Origin of the sequence: Kribbella sp. NPDC050470 (assembly GCF_044458365.1) — a bacterium.
Taxonomy (GTDB): domain Bacteria; phylum Actinomycetota; class Actinomycetes; order Propionibacteriales; family Kribbellaceae; genus Kribbella.
The window spans coordinates 440059-457898 of sequence record NZ_JBITHV010000011.1; the positions used below are offsets into that span (position 1 = coordinate 440059).

Below are 17840 nucleotides of genomic sequence, written 5' to 3' on the forward strand. Positions count from 1 at the left end.
AGCACAGTCATGCCTTGGGACCCAGCTTCAGCGCGGACATCACGCGTTGCGCGCTGCTGCCGAGCTCGAGGAGCTCGACCAGGTCGAGCCAGCGCTCGGGGTCCTTCACCTCGTGCGGAATGGTCGCGTCGAACGTCCCGACCGGGGCGTCCTTGGCCACCGCGACGACCTTCGTGGCGACATCGAGGTAGTCGCTCGCGTCCAGGATCTTCCGTTTCACCGACGGCGCCATCGGTGTGCTCGGGTCGGCGGCCGCCGCGCGGATGCCGTCCAGGTCGCCGTACGCGGTGACGAGGGAGGCGGCCGTCTTCTCACCGACGCCCTTGACGCCGGGCAGGCCGTCCGAGGCGTCGCCGCGGAGCGTGGCGAAGTCGGCGTACCGGTTGGCGGGGATCTCGTACTTGGCGAGCAGCGCCTTCTCGTCGTACACGTCCGCCCGGCCGACGCCGCGTGCGGCGGTGTAGACGACGCGGATGCCGCGGCTGTCGTCGATGAGCTGGAACAGGTCGCGGTCACCGGTGACCACGTCCACCGGCATGGTCGCCTGGTGGCACAGCGTGCCGATCACGTCGTCCGCCTCGTGGTCCGCGGCGCCGACGACCGCGATCCCGAGCGCCTCCAAGCAGGCCCGGATGTAGGGCACCTGGACCTCGAGCCGGTCCGGCACGTCCTCGACCTGCTCACCCTTCGCGGTGACGAACTCGACCCGCTGCGCCTTGTACGACGGGATCAGCGCGACCCGCCAGGACGGCCGCCAGTTGTCGTCCCAGCAGGCGACCAGGTGGGTCGGCCGGTGGTTCTCGGTCAGCCGGGCGATGAAGTCGAGCAGGCCGCGGACCGCGTTGGTCGGCGTCCCGTCGGCGGCCTTCATCGTGTCCGGCACGCCGAAGAACGCGCGGAAGTACAGCGACGCGGTGTCCAGCAGCATCAGGCGCTGCGCCGTCTCAGCCATGGGGTGATGCTTTCACAGCCCTCCGACAGACCGCGATCACCGCCACGAGCCCTTGCCAGAACGCCGCGACGCCCCAAGGATCAGTTCAGGGTGTCCGGGGAGGGGATCGCATGCACAGGTCGTTGCCGTCCAGATTGATCGGGCTCGCGTCGGCGTTGGCGTTGCTCGCCGTACCGCTGCACGCCGCTCCCGCCCTGGCCGAGCCGAACAAGCCGGTCACCGTGATGACCCGCAACATCTACCTGGGTGCGGACATCCAGCGGCCGATCCGGGCCACCGCCGGACTCACCGGGGCCGCGGCGTTCGTCGCGCTCGGCAACGCGAACCACGTCACCCGGCAGATCGTCGACCGCACGAACTTCCCGCGCCGCAGCGAGTTGCTCGCGGCGGAGATCGCCGGCGCGAAGCCGGACCTGATCGGCGTCCAGGAGGTCGCGCTGTGGCGGCACGGGCCGCTCGAACTGCCGGGCGCGGGAAGCCCGGGGGCGCTCAACGCCACAACGGTCGACTACGACTTCCTGGCGATCCTCCTCCAGGATCTCCGCCAGGCCGGCGTACCTTACAAGGCTGTCGTCGTACAGCGGGAGTCCGACGTGGAGGCGCCCGCCTTCGTCGGCAACCCGTTCACAGGTATGGCGACCCAGGGGCGCGATGTGCGACTCACGGTCAGCGATGTCGTGCTGCTCCGGGCCTCCAGCAATCTCCGCGTCATCGACTCGGGCAGCGGACAGTACGACGCCCGGCTCGTGCTCGACGTCGCGGGTCTGCCGGCCACGACCATTCGTGGTTTCAACTGGGTCGACGTCGCGCACGGGTCGGGCCGGTCGTTCCGGTTCGTCAACACCCATCTGGAGGCCTTCAGCTCCGACCTGGCCCTGGCCCAGGCGATGGAGATGCTGAGCGGTCCGGCGGGCGACCGCGGACGGACCACGATCATCGGCTGCGACTGCAACTCCGATCCCCTGAACAGCACCGTCAAACCGACCGATCCGCTCGGCACGCCACACAACGGGCCGTACAACTTCATCACCGGACCGGGCGGGTTCACCGATCTCTGGCTGACCTGGCGACCTGCGGAGCAGGGGTGGACGTCCGGCCTGAACGAGACCGTCGACGAACCGGCGCCACCGTCGTTCGACCACCGGATCGACATGATCTTCGCCCGCCCGGCGCCCGGCGAACAGGTCCGGGTCGTCGCCGGGGAGGTCACCGGGGCCACCAGCGCGGCCAAGGATCCGGTCACCGGGCTCTGGCCATCGGACCACGCCGGGGTGGTGCTGACCCTGTCCCGGTGAGAACGTCTGCGGGCGGGCGCCTTGCTCCAGTAAGGTCATCACCGTGGAGGACCTGGACCGCAAGATCGTGGGGTTGCTGGCGACCGACGGCCGGATGAGTTTCACCGACCTGGGCAAGGCGACCGGCCTGTCCACCTCGGCCGTGCACCAGCGGGTCAAGCGGCTGGAGCAGCGCGGCATCATCCAGGGGTACGCGGCAACGGTCGACCACACCGCTCTCGACCTGCCGCTCACCGCGCTGATCTCGATCCGGCCGATCGACCCCTCCCAGCCCGACGACTCGCCCGAGCGGCTCCGCGAGGTCCGCGAGATCGAGTCCTGCTACTCGGTGGCCGGCGACTCCAGCTACATCCTGGTCGTCCGGGTCGCCTCACCGGCCGCCCTGGAGAACCTGCTGGCCGTCATCCGCGCCCGCGCGAACGTCTCCACCACAACCACAATCGTCCTCAGCACGCCGTACGAACGCCGTCCCCCGGCGCTGTGAAGGCGCTGCTGGTCGATCTGTTCAGCACGCTCGTGCCTGGTGGGGACGCCGAGCGCGAGGTGGTGAACCAGGCGATGTGTGAGGTGCTCGGGGTGGACGCCGAGGCGTTCACGCGGGAGTTCGCCGCGACGTCGTACGAGCGTTTCATCGGCGCGTACGGCGACCTGCCGAGCACGTTGCGCGTGATCGCCCGCCGCACTGGCGCCGATCCGTCGGACAAGCAGGTGCTCGACGCCACCGCCATGCGCCGCGACCTGTCCCGGCGCCTGCTCAGCGCCGCCCCTGCGGGCACCCTGGCTGCGTTGGAGGCTTTGCGTTCAGCGGGTTGGCGGCTCGGTCTGGTCAGCAACATCACGTCGGAGACCCAGCTCCAGTGGGCCCACAGTCCACTCCCGCCGTACTTCGAGACCACCGCCTTCTCCGCCGAGGTCGGCGCCGCCAAGCCGGAGCCCAAGATCTACCTGGCCGCCTGCAACGCCCTCGAAGTCGAGCCGACCGACTGCATCTACATCGGCGACGGCAACGACAAGGAACTCCCCGGCGCCGCGGCCCTCGGTATGCACGCGATCCGCACCACCGAACACTCCAACAGCGACCCGGCCTGGACCGGACCCACCATCAGGTCCTTCACCGAGTTGCCCAGCCTGATCGGCGCACCTGCCTGACCTTCAAGGAAATTCGGTGGCTGCACGGCTTGTTCGCGGTCTAGCGTGGCTCGCCGTGCTAACAAACGAACAGATCGTCGGACAGGCTCTGGACAGAATCGAGGCTGGGTATGTCTTTCCTGAGCTGACCGCGGACATCGACGCCGCGATCCGGCACCGTCTCGCGGCTGGGGAGTACGACAACCTGGACGGACAGGTGCTCTGCGAGCTGGTGACCACGCACCTTCAGGAGGTGCGCCCGGACAAGCATCTGCGGCTGCTCTGGGTGGACGAGCCGCAGTCACTGGATCCGGCGGACGCAGATGAAGGGCGAGCCGCGTTCCTTGCGCTCCTCAGGGCAGAGAACCAGGGGATCCGCCGGGTCGAGCAGTTGGACGGGAACGTCGGGCTCATCGACGTCAGGCGCATCGCGTTCGCCGACGAGGGCGCCGGCGCGATCGGCGCGGCGATGCAGCTGGTCGCCCACAGCGCTGCACTCATCCTGGACCTGCGCGCATGTCACGGCGGTGCGCCGGAAGGGGCAGCGATGTGGTGCAGCTACTTCTTCCGCGACGACCAGGTGCACCTCAACGACATCTACGAGCGGTCCACCGGCACCACCCGCCAGTACTGGACGAGCGCGCACCTTCCTGCGCCGCGCTATGTGGACCGCCCGGTCTATGTCCTCACCAGCGAGATCACGTTCTCTGGGGGCGAGGACGTGGCGTACACCCTTCAAGCGCACGGCCGAGCCGTCATCGTTGGTGAGACGACACGCGGCGGCGCGCATCCGACGGCCCGCCACGCGGTGACCGAACACATCCTCGTGACCGTGCCGACTGCCCGGACCATCAACAGCGTGACCGGCACCAACTGGGAAGGCGTCGGAGTGATCCCCGATGTTCCCGTCCCAGCCGACCACGCACTCGACACGGCCCTCAAGGCTGCACTGGAACGAGTCGGCTGATAGACCACGTCGAGCGGCACGTGCGGGGCGGCGGGTAGGTCCACCACGATCGGGTCGTCGGGGTGGATGACTCCATCGGTCACCACGACGGACATGATGCCGGTTTTGCGCACGACGGCGCCGTCGGGGTCGGTGTGGATGAGCTCCTTGAGCAGGCCGGGGGTGAAGGTGTTGATCTGCTGACACGGGCTGCGGAGGCCGCTGACTTCGAGGACTGCCGCGGGGCCGATGCGCAGCCGCGTGCCCTGGGGGAGTCCGAGGAGGTCGATGCCGCGGGTGGTGATGTTCTCACCCAGTTCGCCCGGCTTCACGTCGTCCCACGGGGCGGACCGTCAGTAGCCGCCGGCGTCGATCAGCTGGGACTCGAGGGAGACGAGCCGGATCTTGCCGCCGCCCTTCGGCGGGATCAGCAGCGCGGCATCGACGAGGGACTTCTTCGTCAAGGCGTTGTCGTGCCGCACCGTGCTCGGGCTGAACGCGACGACCGGCCCGCTCACCCACCTGAGCCAGGAGTTCGGTTGAGCCGTCGCGAGGTAGTCCCTGGTGAGATAGACGAAGACCAGCGCGGTGCCGGACTTGGTCACGAAGGACGTCGGCGGTTCGCTGACGGTGGTGGTGACGGTGGCGGTGCGGAAGTACTGCGGCTCGTCGAGCGCCTCGGCCTTGTCCCGCGCGACATTTGCGAGGTATTCGGTGATCTCCGTGGAGGGTGCGAACGACGCGGCGCGGGCGGACTTGGCGCCGGCGGTCAGGTACTCGGCGAGGGCCTTTGCGGCTGCTTGTGGAGCGGCGACGAGTGTGGCGTCGTCGGACTTCGTTGCCGGCCGGACGCCGGCGAGGTCGGGTAGCTGGACGGCCTTCTTCGGGCCCGCGGAGAACGTGAGCAGCCAGGGGCTGCCGGCGGTCTCGCGTTCCCAGACACCCAGGTGCCTGTACTCCGAGGTGCCGGACATCTCGGCCGAGGAGACGAACCGCATCGGGTAGCTGCCGAAGGACGGCGCACCGACCACCGGCTCGGTGTAGGGGTACGGCGTGGTCAGCTCCTTGCCGGCCTTGTCGAGGGCCCGGCTGATCGTGAAGCTGGCCTGGCTCTGGCGGAGCACGTTGCCGCCTTCGACGGTGGCGATCAGCTTGCCGTCGCGCTTGCTGCTGGCGGCGTTGTTGACCTCGTTGTAGTGCTCGATGACGGCAGTTGCGGTCTCGTCGGTGACCGCCGGGCGGGTCAGCGTCCGGACGGTGTTCGGCTCCGGGATCGCCGCGCAACCACTGACCAATGCGAACACCGCCGTCAGCGCCACACCCCGGCGGAGGGGACCGGCCGGCGACTGCTGAGGCGGAGGCTGCGGACCGGGGTACTGCGGGCCGGGGTACTGCGGACCGGGGTGCTGCGGGCCGGGGTACTGCGGACCGGGGTGCTGCGGGCCGGGGTGCTGCGGACCGGGGTGCTGCGGGCCGGGGTGCTGCGGGCCGGGGTGCTGCGGGCCGGAGGACCAAGGACCGGGCGACTGCGGGCCGTGCTGCGGCGGGCCGTAGCCGCCCGGCGCGGCGGGGACCGGGTTCGGGGTGGAGGTACGGCGGCCGCGGAACAGGATCAGGAAGATGCCCAGGGCAAGCAGCACCAGCCCGACCGCGAACACGACCAGGGAGGTCAGGAACGCGTCCGGGATCTCGATGCCCAGGTCGGCCTGGACGTCGGGTGCGGTCTTCCCGTCGGCGCTCATGATCACCAAGGAGTACGGTCCGTCGGCGATCGGCCAGGTGAGCTCCTGGGTGCCGGCGCCCGAGGCCTTGGCGACCCACCAGTCGAGAGTGTCGGGGGCCGCCAGCGGACCGGCGGCGCCTTTGACGTCCTGGGTGGAGAGCGAGATCGGGTACTCGACCTGCACCAATTCGGTGTGGGCGCGCCCCTTGAGGTAGCTGGCGGCGTCGAAGTCGCGAGCCACGCCGACGAACACCGGTTTGCCGTCGGTCGACCGTGCGTTGACGTGCAGTGTGGGACCGTGCCGGTCCAGCAGCGAGGGAGCGGAGGCGATGGCCAGGCCCTTGCTGGTGAGGTGCTGTTCACCGGAGTAGATCGTGTCGTCCGGACCGACCAGCCAGAAGGCGGCAACAGCTCCGGCGGCACCGATGATCAGGCCGAGCAGGGCGAATAGGACACCAAGAACAGAGCGGACTACCCGCACACGAACTCCCGAGATCGCGGCAAGCCCCAGGCCGGCCGGACGGTTGACCAGCCGCGATGCTAGCGGTTGTGCAGGGCACTGGAGCGGTTCGGGTCTCGGGTCGCCGGAAGTTGCCGCGCCCAGCGGAACGCCTCCGGTGCCACCCCCTGCATTGGTGGCACCGAAGACGGGATCGGGTTAGTTGATCTGCAGGAGCTTCTGGGACTCGGCGGCCTCGCGGGAGGCGGCGGCGCGCTTCTCGGCTTCGGCGAGGGAGGTGCCGGCGTGCTGCTTCCACCACTCCTGGCCGGCGGCGGGCAGGGAGTCGATCGGGTCGTAGTACTCGTAGGTGCGGTTCAGTGCCTCCGGGTCCTGGTGCTCGATCCCGGTGCGGTAGTTCTTCTTCCAGTACGAGATGCCGCGGACCTCGTCGTACTCGGACAGTTGGTGCACCCAGCGCTTGCCGACGTACGGGACGTCACACACGATGCGCGGGGTCGCGAACCCGGGCAGGTACCCGAGCATGCCGTGCTGCAGGCGCTGCGCGTCGCGCACCGACACCCGCCAGTGCTCCGAGAACGGGATCATGTCGCACATGTAGAAGTAGTACGGCGTGATCGTCGCGCCATCGAGCAGCGCGAAGCACAGGTCGAGCAGTTGCGGCACCGAGTCGTTGACGCCGCGCATCAGCACGCCCTGGTTGCGTACGTCCCGGATGCCGGCCTCGAACATCGCCTTCGTTGCCTCGGCCACCAACGGCGTCACCGACTGCGCCGCGTTCACGTGGGTGTGGATGGCCATCATCACGCCGCGCTCGCGCGCCGTCCGGCTGACCCGCTCGACACCGGCCCGGACGTCGTCCGACAGCCAGTGCTGCGGCATCCCCATCAGCGCCTTGGTGGCCAGCCGGATGTCACGGATGTTCTCGATCTCCAGCAGGCTGCTGAGGAACGCCTCCAGCCGCGGCCACGGCATGTTCGCCACGTCACCGCCGGACACGACGACGTCGCGGACTCCCGGCGTACGGCGCAGGTAGTCGAGCATCGCGTCGAGCCGGGCCTGCGGCTTGGCGACGAACTTCAGCTTGTCGATGACCGGCGTGGAGTTGCCGACCAGGTCCATCCGGGTGCAGTGACCGCAGTACTGCGGACAGGTCGGCAGGACCTCCGCCAGCACCTTCGTCGGGTAGCGGTGGGTCAACCCCTCCGTGGCCCACATCTCGTGCTCGTGCAGCGAGTCCCGAGTCGCGTGCGGGTGCGACGGCCAGTCGGTACGACGGTCACTGAACACCGGAAGCATGTAGCGGCGGACCGGGTCGGCGTAGAACGCGTCGGTGAAGGTCCCCGCGTAGTCGTCGTCGGGAACGATCGTGTTGAGCATCTGCGGCGGCAGCAGCATCGACATCGTCGCCCGCTCGGCCTGGTCCCGGGCGAGGTCCTCGTAGAGCCGCTCCTCGAGCAGGTCGCCCATCACGTCGCGCAGCTGCTTGACGTTCTTCACGCAGTGCGCGCGCTGCCACTGCACCGACCGCCACTCCTCGGTGGTCACGTCCTTCCATCCCGGGATGCGAGTCCAGTCCGGCTCCACCAGCTCGGCTCGCCGGTACGCGTACGGCTGGCCGGCGAGGTCGTCCGGCTGCGGTACGGCGCCACCCTCGGGCAGCACGGCGGGGCTGATCAGGTCGGTCACAGAGGCCTCCGGGGCTTCAGGGGCGATGCGGTCTAGTGTGAGGATAGCGATAGAACTTCCCTCAGATCCAACAGTACGCCGCAAGAATTCTCGTCATACCGCGATCTGAGTAGTATTTTGCCTGACTCGTGAAGGAGGCCCCGTGTCGTCTAGCCCGGTAGGACTGCACCGTGTGATCACCCCGTCCGGCGTGTTGCCGCAGGCGGCGGAGAAACTCGACGCGCGTCCCGAGATCTGGCCGGACGAGGTCCGCATCGCGGTCGAGCGGCTGAACCTGGACGCCGCGTCGTACCGCCAGCTCGCCGAGGCGCACGGCGGCGACGGTACGGCGGTCCGCCAGGCGGTGCTCGACATCGTCGAGGCGCGCGGCAAGATGCAGAACCCGGTCACCGGGTCCGGCGGCATGCTCGTCGGAGTGGTCGACGAGGTCGGCCCGGAGTCGCCGCTCGGCGTCGCGCCCGGTGACCGCGTCGCGACCTTGGTCTCGCTCACGCTGACGCCGCTGCAGATCACCGACGCACTGGCGAGCTGGGACGGCAAGAGCGAGCAGGTGCCGGCCCAGGGACACGCGATTCTGTTCGCCCGGTCGATCGTCGCGAAGCTCCCGGACGACCTGAAGCCGGAGCTGTCGCTGGCTGTCATGGACGTATGCGGCGCACCGGCGTTGACCGCCCGCGTGGTGCGCCAGTATGTCGACAAAGGCACAAAGCCTGTCGTGTCAGTAATTGGCGGCGCAGGTAAAAGTGGGTCGCTGTCGCTTGCTGCAGCGCGGCACGCGGGTGCGGCCCGGACTATCGGGATCGTGCCGGTCCAGCACGAGGCCGAGAAGCTGAACGCAGCAGGGCTGGCCGACGTGGTCGCGCTTGCCGACGCGCGTGATCCGGTGGCCCTCGCTGCAGCGGTTGAGCAGGCCGGGGGACCGGCGGACATCACCGTGGTGTGCGTCGACGTACCAGGGTGCGAGCACGGCGCCATACTGGCCACTGCGGCCGGCGGCACTGTGATCTTCTTCTCGATGGCGACGTCGTTCTCCGCCGCTGCGCTCGGTGCGGAGGGCCTGGCCGCGGACGTGACCATGCTGGTCGGCAACGGGTATGTGCCGGGGCATGCGGACTACGCGATGGAGCTCTTGCGCAGTGAGCCGGGTGTCCGCGAACTGTTCGAAAGCAGGCTGGCGGAGGATTGAGCCGTGCGCACACTTCTGACGAACGGTTCCGTCTACTCTCCCGCCGACCCGCACGCGACCGCGATCGCGTTCGACGACGGTGTGGTCACCTGGCTCGGTGACGACACCGGCGCCTCGTCGTACGCCGACGGCGCGGACGAGGTGATCGACCTCGACGGCAAGCTGGTCACGCCGGCCTTCGTCGACGCCCACGTCCACACCGCCCAGACCGGCGCGCTGCTGACCGGCCTCGACCTCACCGGTACGGCGTCGCTCACCGAAGCGCTCGACAAGCTCTCGGCGTTCGCGGCCAACCTGCCGGCCGACGCGGTGATCGACGGCGCCGGCTGGGACGAGACCAACTGGCCCGAGGGCCGCCCGCCGACGGCGGAGGAGCTGGACCGGGCGGCCGGCGGTCGCCGCGTCTACGTCTCCCGAGTCGACGGCCACTCCGGCGTGATCTCGTCGGCTCTGGTGCCCGCCGCAACAGGAGTTGGGTACGACACGACCGGCCGCGTGGAGCGCGACGCGCATCACGCCGTTCGTGATCTGCTGAGCGAGCTGATCGGGCCCGACCAGCGGCGTGCCGATGTGAAGGCGGCGCTGCAGGTGATGGCGTCCCGCGGCATCGGGGCATTCCACGAGATGGCCGCGCCGCACATCGGGCCGCTGTGGGAGCTGCCGATCATTCGCGAGGTGGCCGACGAGGTCGGCCTGTCGGCGACCCTGTACTGGGGCGAGCCGGGTGCCTTCGAGCACGTGGCGACGTACGGCCTGGCCGGTCTCGCCGGCGACCTCAACGCGGACGGAGCCCTCGGATCACGTACGGCGGCCCTTCGCGAGACGTACGCCGATCGCGCCGACCACCGCGGGCATGCCTACCTGACGGCCGAGGAGATCGCCGAGCACGTCATCGCGGCGACCGAACGGAACGTGCAGGCGGGCTTCCACTGCATCGGCGACCAGGCCCTCGACAACATCGCGCGCGGCTTCGAGCTCGCCGCGGAGAAGGTGGGCGTGCAGGCTCTCGTCGCCGCGCGGCACCGGCTCGAACATGTCGAGATGCCCAGCGCGGACGTGATCGCGACGCTCGCGCGCTGTAGTGTCGTCGCGAGCGTGCAGCCGATGTTCGACGCGCACTGGGGTGGGCCGGACGACATGTACGCCGAGCGCGTGGGGGACCGGTGGCAGGGGATGAACCCGTTCGGGTCGCTGGCCCGCGCGGGCGTCGTACTGGCCTTCGGGTCGGACGCGCCGGTGACCGAGCTCGGCGGCTGGGAGGCTGTGCGGGCGGCCGCGTTCCACCACGAGCAGAGTGAGCGGATCACCGTGCGGGCGGCATTCCAGGCGCACACCCGTGGGGGTTGGCGGGCGGCCGGTATCGACGATGCCGGCGTACTCGCGCCCAGCACCGCGGCGACGTACGCGATCTGGGAGAGCGATGCAGAGCTGGTCGTCCAGACACCCGACTCGCGGGTCGCGGCCTGGTCGACTGATCCGCGGGCGGGCGTGCCGGTGCTCCCGGACCTGACTGCGGGAATTCCGACTTGCCTGCGGACGGTCGTCGGTGGCCGTGTCGTCTACGAAGCCGAGGGATGGTCCCAGAAGTGGTCACAGTGAAGAAGCTCGACCTGGATCCGGTCACCGTCCGGAAGGCGCGCAGCCTGGCGCGCAAGGCCGGGCGGCCGATCGTCAACCTGGCGCGGCAGCACACCACGGTGTCTGTCGAGCGGGCGGTCCTGCGGCTGGCCGGGCTGGCCGGCGCCGACTCCGAAGGCATCCCGTGGGTCAACCGGCTCGCGGACACGGTCCGTGCAGATGTAGGGCTCGAGCACGGTATCGCGCTCCCGGTGTGGGACGCGCTGGTGCGTGGTGACGCCGAGGACCTGAGTGTCCTTGCGCAGAAGGCGGCCTCGGGGTCCGTGACGTTCCGGTTGCCTGAAGGGCGGGACGCCGTACGGGCGCGGTCCGCGGCGCGGAAGGCGGCGGCGGCCGGGCTGAAGCGGATCGACGCGCGGCGGCGGGAGCGGGACCGGCTGATCAAGCGGCACGGGGATCCGGAGCAGCGGCCGTGGATCTACCTGATCGTTGCCACCGGCGACATCTACGAGGACATCCCGCAGGCGCAGGCGGCCGCGCGCGAGGGCGCGGACATCATCGCGGTGATCCGGTCGACCGGGCAGTCCCTGCTCGACTACGTGCCCGAAGGGGCCACCCGGGAGGGGTTCGCCGGGACCTACGCGACGCAGGAGAACTTCCGGCTGATGCGGGCCGCGCTGGACGAGTCCTCGCGCGAGCTGGGGCGGTACGTCCGGCTGACCAACTACGCGTCCGGGCTGTGCATGCCAGAGATCGCGACGCTGGCCGGGCTGGAGCGGCTGGACATGATGCTGAACGACTCGATGTACGGGATCCTGTTCCGCGACATCAACCCGATCCGCACTTTCGTCGACCAACGGTTCAGCCGACAGATCCACGCCCGCGCCGGGATCATCATCAACACCGGCGAGGACAACTACCTGACCACCGCGGACGCGGTCGAGGCCGCGCACACCGTGACCGTGTCGCAGCTGCTGAACGAGTACTTCGCCAAGGAGGCCGGGCTCGAGGACTGGCAGCTCGGGCTCGGGCACGCGTTCGAGATCAACCCGGACCTGCCGGACTCGTTCCGGCTCGAGCTCGCGCACGCGATGCTGGCCCGGCAGCTGTTCCCGGCCGCGCCGCTGAAGTGGATGCCGCCGACCCGGTACATGACCGGCGACGTGTTCCGCGGCTACCTGCTGGACGGGTTCTTCAACCTGGTCGGGGCGATGACGGGGCAGGGCATCCTGCTGGTCGGCATGATGACCGAGGCGGTGGTGACGCCGTGGATCTCCGACCGCGACCTCGCGCTGCAGAACGTCCGCTACGTGCTGGGTGCCGCCGGCAACCTTCACGAGGACTTCCGGCCGGAGCCGAACGGGTTCATCGCCTCCCGCGCCCGCCAGGTGCTGGCCGAGTCGGTCGAGCTGCTGGAGGAGATCGTCGACGACGGCCTGCTGAACGCGATCGGCGACGGCACCTTCGGCCTGATGAAGCGCCCCTCCGACGCGGGCCGCGGCCTGGATGGCGTCGCGCGCAAGTCGGGGGAGTACTACAACCCGGCGATCGAGCTGATGGAGGAGACCCAGTGACCATCATCCGGCCGTACGGCGACACCACGGGCGACGGCATGGTGCAGCTGTCGTTCACGTTGCCGGTCCCGCACGACAAGCGGGCCGAGGGCGCCGCCGTACAACTCGCGAACAAGATGGGCATGGACCCGGCGCTGGTCGTGCATGCCAAGGCGATGGGACCGGACTTCACCTTCTTCGTCGTGTACGGGCCGGTGAACCACCTGGTCGACACCAGCAAGGTCGAGGTGATCGAGCGCGACTATCCGCTGCTGTCGCCGAAGGAGGTCAACCTCGCGATCCGCAAGACGCTGCGCCGCCGGCTGACCATCGTCGGCGCATGCATCGGCACCGACGCGCACACGGTCGGCATCGACGCGATCATGAACATCAAGGGATTCGCCGGCGAGAAGGGCCTGGAGTACTACCGCGAGCTGAAGGTGGTGAACCTCGGCGCACAGGTCGCCGTACCGGAGCTGGTACGGCGGGCCCGGGCGGAGAAGGCGGACGCGATCCTGGTGTCGCAGGTGGTCACCCAGCGGGAGGCGCACGTGCTGAACACCAAGGAGATGTCGGCAGCGTTCCGCGAGGCCTACCCCGAGGACGCCCGGCCGGTACTGGTTGCCGGTGGCCCCCGTTTCACCGAGCAGATGGCCGGCGAGCTCGGGGTGGACCGGGTGTTCGGCCGCGGCACCACCCCTGGCGAGGTGGCCAGTTACCTGGTCGACGCACTCGTGACCCGACGCAAGCAGACGACCGGCAAGAGGAGCGCATAGGTGTCAAAGGCAACTATCGGGTTGAGTGTCACGCACCGGCGGTACGTGCCGTACAGCCACGCGCACTACGCCGGCAACCTGGTCGACGGCGCCTACGTGCTCGGCCTGTTCGGTGACGTCGCGACCGAGGTGTGCATCCAGGCCGACGGCGACGAGGGGCTGTTCGCGTCGTACTCCGACGTGCAGTTCCTGCAGCCGCTGCGAGCCGGCGACGTGATCGAGGTGACGGCGACGATCAGCCGGGTCGGGAACCGCAGCCGGGAGCTCGACTTCAGCGCGTCGGTGGTCTGCCGGGGCCGGCCGGACGTGTCCGAGTCGGCGGCCGAGGTGCTGGCCGAGCCGCTTGTGATCACGCGCGCAAAGGGGACCGTCGTCGTACCGGTTGGGTGACGATTGGTTGCCGTGGGTAACGGTCACGTGGAGTGCCAAGACGGCTCTGTAACGTGACCACGCTGACGGATTCTCGTCTTATCCGTACCGGGCTGGTTTTATCCGTACCGGGCAGGCGAATGTGTTACAACGGCCTCAAGGAGCCGCTGGAGAGGTTGACACCGTCGCCGCCAGCGAGCATCGTTTTGGGAGTCGTCATATCCCGTTTTATCAACGGTCACACGAAGTTCGGCCACCGGATGATCCCGCGACGCTGACCAGGCCAGTGCCAGGCCTGAGTCGACGGGGGCTGAGATCGCCGGTGGTTAGCCCCCCGCGGGGCAGAGGTGGAAGAGGCTCGGCGGCCAGTAGACAACAGCCGGACGGTGCGCAGCCAGTGCATCGACGGTTGGTCCGAAGGCGCGCCGAGCCTCTTTCCTCTTTTCTGAGACGGATTCACTTCCTCGCCCTGTGTCTATTGGTGTTCACTTTCCGCGATCGCCGCCTCCCGGCTACTGACCGGATACATTTGCTTGTCCGGGACGTTGTACGGTCGAGCGACCGGCGTCCGCCGGGTCAGTGAGGACAAGGGGTTACCGCGTGGACCGGTTGAAGGCTCTGGGACGGGTCCTGCCGCGGGTCGCCGTGGCCGTGCTCGCGGGCGCGCTGCTCGGCTTCGCCTTCGAACCGCACGACTACCCCTGGCTGACGGTCGTCGCCGTACCGCTGTTCCTGGCCGCGCTGAACGGCGCCTCGGCCAAGGCCGGATTCCTGATCGGCGCCGGGTTCGGCATCACCTACTACCTCGTCCTGGTGCCGTGGCTCAGCGTGATCGGCGGCGACGCCGCGATCGCGCTGGCGATCCTCGAGGGCCTCTTCTACGCGGTCTTCGGGGCGTTCGCGACCCAGGTGCTGAAGCTGAAGTGGTGGCCTGTGCTGATCCCGTGCCTGTGGGTCGCGACCGAGTATGCGACCGCGTCGATCCCGTTCGGCGGGTTCCCGTGGGGCCGGCTGGCGTGGGCGTTCGCCGACTCGCCGCTCGGCAAGTTGGCGTCCCTGGTCGGCATCCCGGGGCTGAGCTTCGCGATCGCGGTGCTCGGCGTGCTGGTGTACGCCGTACTGAAGCCGAAGAGCTCGCTGAAGCTCCGGGCCGTCGCGCTGGTCGCCGGGGTCGCGATCGTCGGCGGCAGCGCGCTGATCAACCTGTCGACCGAGGGCAACGGCAAGGTCGTGACCGCGGCGATGGTGCAGGGCAACGTGCCGGGCAAGGGCCTGGAGTTCCTCGGCCGCGCCCGGACCGTGACCCGCAACCACCTGAACGCGACCCTCGACCTGCAGAAGCGCGTCGCGGCAGGCACCGAGGAGAAGCCGGACATCGTCATCTGGCCGGAGAACTCGACCGACATCGACCCGTTCAAGGACGCCGAGACGAAGGCCGACATCGAGGAAGCGGTCAAGGCCGTCGACGTGCCGATCCTGGTCGGCGCCGTACTCGAAGGCCCCGGGCCGAACGAGCGGCAGACCACCGGCGTGGTGTGGGACCCGGTCAAGGGTGCGGGGCAGATCTACGCGAAGCGGCACCCGGTGCCGTTCGGCGAGTACATCCCGTTCCGCGAGCAACTGCTGCCCTACATCAAGCGGCTGGAGATGGTCGGCCGGCAGACCGCTCCCGGCACAGTGCCCGGCGTACTGCCGATCAACGGCGTCACCTACGGCGACGTGATCTGCTTCGAGGTCGCGTACGACGACGTCGTCGAGGACGTGATGAAGGGCGGCGCCCAGATCCTGGTCGTCCAGACGAACAACGCGACGTACGGCGACACCGGCCAGCCCGAGCAGCAGTTCGCGATCACCCGGATGCGGGCGATCGAGACCGGCCGGACCGTGCTGATCGCGTCCACCAGCGGGATCTCCGGCGTGATCCAGCCGGACGGCACCGTCGAGCACAAGTCGTCACAGTTCGTGCCGGACGTGTATGTCGCCTCGGTTCCGGTGCGCGATACCAATACGCTGGCCACCACACTCGGCGGCTGGCCGCAGTGGATCCTGACCGGCCTGGGGATCCTGGGTGTGGTCCTCGCGCTGGTGGCTCGCCGCCGCCGGGCGGACCACGGCCCGGACACCCCGCCGGCGCCCACGCGCAGCCGCGAAAAGGTCCCGGCCTGAGTCAGGCCCCTTTCGGAGCCCGGTGACAGAGTTGTCACCGGGAGGCAGGAGCAGCGTGAGCACGACCCCCTTCGCGGATCTCGGCAGGATCCTGGTCATCATCCCGACGTACAACGAGGCCGAGAACATCGAGCCGATCGTGAGCCGGCTGCGCGACGCCGTACCGGAGGCCGACGTCCTGGTCGCCGACGACAACTCGCCCGACGGCACCGGTGAGCTCGCGGACAAGCTGGCCGCCAACGACGACCACGTGCACGTCCTGCACCGCAAGGGCAAGGAAGGCCTCGGCGCGGCGTACATCGCGGGCTTCCGCTGGGGCATCGAGCGCTCGTACGGCGTCCTGGTCGAGCACGACGCGGACGGGTCGCACCAGCCGGAGCAGCTGCCTCGGCTGCTGACGGCGCTGCGCGACGCGGACCTCGTGCTGGGGTCGCGGTACGTGAAGGGCGGCGAGGTGCAGAACTGGCCGAAGTCGCGCGAGATCCTCAGCCGAGGCGGCAACATCTACACGCGGCTGGCGCTCGGCGTGCCGCTGCAGGACGCCACGGGTGGGTATCGGGCGTTCCGGCGCGCAACACTGGAGGGGATCGGACTGGACGAGGTCGCCTCCGCGGGCTACTGCTTCCAGGTCGATCTGGCGTGGCGGGCGATCAAGTCCGGGTTCCGGGTGGTCGAGGTGCCGATCACCTTCGTGGAGCGCGAACGAGGTCAGTCCAAGATGTCGCGGGCGATCGTCGTCGAGGCGATGGCCCGGGTCGGCCGGTGGGGCGTTGGTCACCGGGCACGTCAGCTCCGAAGTCTCTTCCGGAAGGGGTAGGACATGCCATGGTTCGTGGCGCTGGCGCTGTTGGTGGTGCCGATGCTGGAGATCTACGTGATCATCCAGATCGGCCAGGTGATCGGCGGCTGGCCGACCGTCGGCCTGCTGCTCGTCGAGAGCGCGCTCGGCGCCTGGATCATCAAGCGCGAAGGCCGACGGGCCTGGAACGCGCTCCAGTCCGCGCTGCAAACCGGCAAGATGCCCGGCCGCGAACTCTCCGACGCCGCCCTGGTGCTGGTGGGCGGCACGCTGCTGCTCACCCCCGGCTTCGTCACCGACATCTTCGGCTTCTTCTTCGTCCTCCCCTTCACCCGCCCCATCGCCCGCCGGGGCTTGTCCGCCTTCCTCAGCCGCCGCCTCACCACCCAACTGGGCAGCGTCAACCTGACCGGCTTCCCGCCCGCCTCGGGCTTCGACCCGGGCACGCGGCCCACTCCACCCTCCGACGATGTGATCCAGGGTGAGGTCATCGACCCCGACCAGAAGAAGTAGTCCTTCCCACGCGCGCTACGCACGCGCACTTCGTCGCTCCGCTCCTCAACGCACCTGCTACGTCCGCTCCCACCCACCCTCCGACTTGTCGCCGGCACCTACTTGCCGGCCACCGCCGCCATCTGCGGGCTACCGCCCGGAGCACCGGGCTGCCGCCCGCGTGCTGCGCGCTGATCGCGCGATCGAATGCCCACGTCGGTGCATCGGTCTGAGGAACTGTGGATGGTGGGGCTCGCGGCGGTGTGGTGAGTCGACGCCCGTTGGGGACGTGTAGCGGCGATCGGAGGGATCTCGGGAGAAGCCGCTCGTGGGGGACCCGTGGGGTGAGCGATCGAGGGGGTCACCGGAGTAGACGCGTGCGCGACTGTGGTGAGTGGGCGCTGGTGGGAGCGTCGTGAATGAGACTGTTCAATGAGCGGGCGCCCGATGTGGGCCTAGCCGTTTGCAGCTGCGTTGGTCGGGTTCGTGGTTGAGCGGGATTGGCCTTTCGTCGTCGGCGTTGGCCTCTTCATGGTCGGTGAGTTCTTGTACCAGACCAACGATGAGCTCAGCCCGGCCGACCTCAAAGAGCTCCGCGAGGACATTCAGCTAGGCAACCGCCGGCGACGCCTAAGCCTGGATCCACCGATGGTTTGAGGTGAGTTGGGTGGGGTGTGCGTGCCGTAACGCGAGGATGCCCTTGCGGGCTGGGAGATTGGGACTTGTCT

The 17840-nt window shown here is 69.1% G+C and carries 15 protein-coding genes and 1 pseudogene; 12 read left to right on the forward strand and 4 right to left on the reverse strand.

Going from position 1 to position 17840, the window contains the following annotated elements; genetic code table 11:
* Window positions 1-7 precede the first annotated feature (7 nt).
* Window positions 8-928 (reverse strand): 5'-3' exonuclease H3TH domain-containing protein, encoded by a 921-nt coding sequence (locus ACIBGM_RS33470; protein WP_360520193.1) that lies wholly within the window; start codon window positions 926-928, stop codon window positions 8-10.
* 134 nt (window positions 929-1062) lie between these two features.
* Between ACIBGM_RS33470 and ACIBGM_RS33475 the strand changes: the two genes are divergently transcribed.
* From ACIBGM_RS33475 to ACIBGM_RS33490, 4 genes are read left to right on the forward strand one after another with little or no spacing between them, the layout of a single operon-like run.
* Window positions 1063-2247, forward strand: coding sequence for an endonuclease/exonuclease/phosphatase family protein (locus tag ACIBGM_RS33475; RefSeq protein WP_360519942.1), 1185 nt, complete (start codon window positions 1063-1065; stop codon window positions 2245-2247).
* Window positions 2248-2290: 43 nt separating this feature from the next.
* Window positions 2291-2731, forward strand: a complete 441-nt coding sequence (locus tag ACIBGM_RS33480; protein WP_360519944.1) for an Lrp/AsnC family transcriptional regulator — start codon at window positions 2291-2293, stop codon at window positions 2729-2731.
* The gene (locus ACIBGM_RS33485) at window positions 2728-3396 is read left to right on the forward strand and encodes an HAD family hydrolase (RefSeq protein WP_396387801.1); all 669 of its coding nucleotides are present in this window, start codon (window positions 2728-2730) and stop codon (window positions 3394-3396) included. The genes ACIBGM_RS33480 and ACIBGM_RS33485 overlap by 4 nt, the downstream gene beginning before the upstream one ends.
* A gap of 55 nt (window positions 3397-3451) precedes the next feature.
* Window positions 3452-4342, forward strand: coding sequence for a S41 family peptidase (locus ACIBGM_RS33490; RefSeq protein ID WP_396387802.1), 891 nt, complete (start codon window positions 3452-3454; stop codon window positions 4340-4342).
* 59 nt (window positions 4343-4401) lie between these two features.
* Here the strand turns inward: ACIBGM_RS33490 and ACIBGM_RS33495 are convergent.
* The 3 genes and pseudogenes from ACIBGM_RS33495 to ACIBGM_RS33505 all read right to left on the reverse strand — a co-directional run.
* Window positions 4402-4653 (reverse strand): annotated as a pseudogene (locus ACIBGM_RS33495) (MOSC domain-containing protein); the annotation flags it as partial.
* Between the two features lie 21 nt (window positions 4654-4674).
* On the reverse strand, window positions 4675-6525 hold the full coding sequence (locus tag ACIBGM_RS33500) for a hypothetical protein (protein ID WP_396387803.1): 1851 nt from the start codon (window positions 6523-6525) through the stop codon (window positions 4675-4677).
* A gap of 177 nt (window positions 6526-6702) precedes the next feature.
* Entirely contained in the window at window positions 6703-8193 is a 1491-nt protein-coding gene (locus ACIBGM_RS33505; RefSeq protein WP_396387804.1) for a KamA family radical SAM protein, read from the reverse strand.
* A gap of 142 nt (window positions 8194-8335) precedes the next feature.
* Between ACIBGM_RS33505 and ACIBGM_RS33510 the strand changes: the two genes are divergently transcribed.
* The 8 genes from ACIBGM_RS33510 to ACIBGM_RS33545 all read left to right on the forward strand — a co-directional run bounded on the left by ACIBGM_RS33510 (window position 8336) and on the right by ACIBGM_RS33545 (window position 17133).
* On the forward strand, window positions 8336-9379 hold the full coding sequence (locus tag ACIBGM_RS33510) for an L-erythro-3,5-diaminohexanoate dehydrogenase (protein ID WP_396387805.1): 1044 nt from the start codon (window positions 8336-8338) through the stop codon (window positions 9377-9379).
* Between the two features lie 3 nt (window positions 9380-9382).
* Window positions 9383-10978 carry an amidohydrolase gene (locus ACIBGM_RS33515; protein WP_396387806.1) on the forward strand — a complete coding sequence of 532 codons (1596 nt, stop codon included), beginning with the start codon at window positions 9383-9385 and terminating at the stop codon, window positions 10976-10978.
* Window positions 10966-12531: a lysine 5,6-aminomutase subunit alpha gene (locus tag ACIBGM_RS33520; protein WP_396387807.1), complete on the forward strand. Its 1566-nt coding sequence runs from the start codon at window positions 10966-10968 to the stop codon at window positions 12529-12531. The genes ACIBGM_RS33515 and ACIBGM_RS33520 overlap by 13 nt, the downstream gene beginning before the upstream one ends.
* Window positions 12528-13286, forward strand: a complete 759-nt coding sequence (locus ACIBGM_RS33525; protein WP_360519958.1) for an OAM dimerization domain-containing protein — start codon at window positions 12528-12530, stop codon at window positions 13284-13286. Before ACIBGM_RS33520 ends, ACIBGM_RS33525 begins: the two co-directional genes overlap by 4 nt.
* Entirely contained in the window at window positions 13287-13676 is a 390-nt protein-coding gene (locus tag ACIBGM_RS33530) for a hotdog domain-containing protein (RefSeq protein ID WP_360519960.1), read from the forward strand.
* 579 nt (window positions 13677-14255) lie between these two features.
* Window positions 14256-15821: an apolipoprotein N-acyltransferase gene (gene lnt, locus ACIBGM_RS33535; RefSeq protein ID WP_396387808.1), complete on the forward strand. Its 1566-nt coding sequence runs from the start codon at window positions 14256-14258 to the stop codon at window positions 15819-15821.
* A 55-nt stretch (window positions 15822-15876) separates the two neighbouring features.
* Entirely contained in the window at window positions 15877-16638 is a 762-nt protein-coding gene (locus tag ACIBGM_RS33540) for a polyprenol monophosphomannose synthase (RefSeq protein WP_396387809.1), read from the forward strand.
* Window positions 16639-16641: 3 nt separating this feature from the next.
* Window positions 16642-17133: an FxsA family protein gene (locus ACIBGM_RS33545; RefSeq protein WP_396387810.1), complete on the forward strand. Its 492-nt coding sequence runs from the start codon at window positions 16642-16644 to the stop codon at window positions 17131-17133.
* The last annotated feature ends 707 nt before the right edge of the window (window positions 17134-17840 follow it).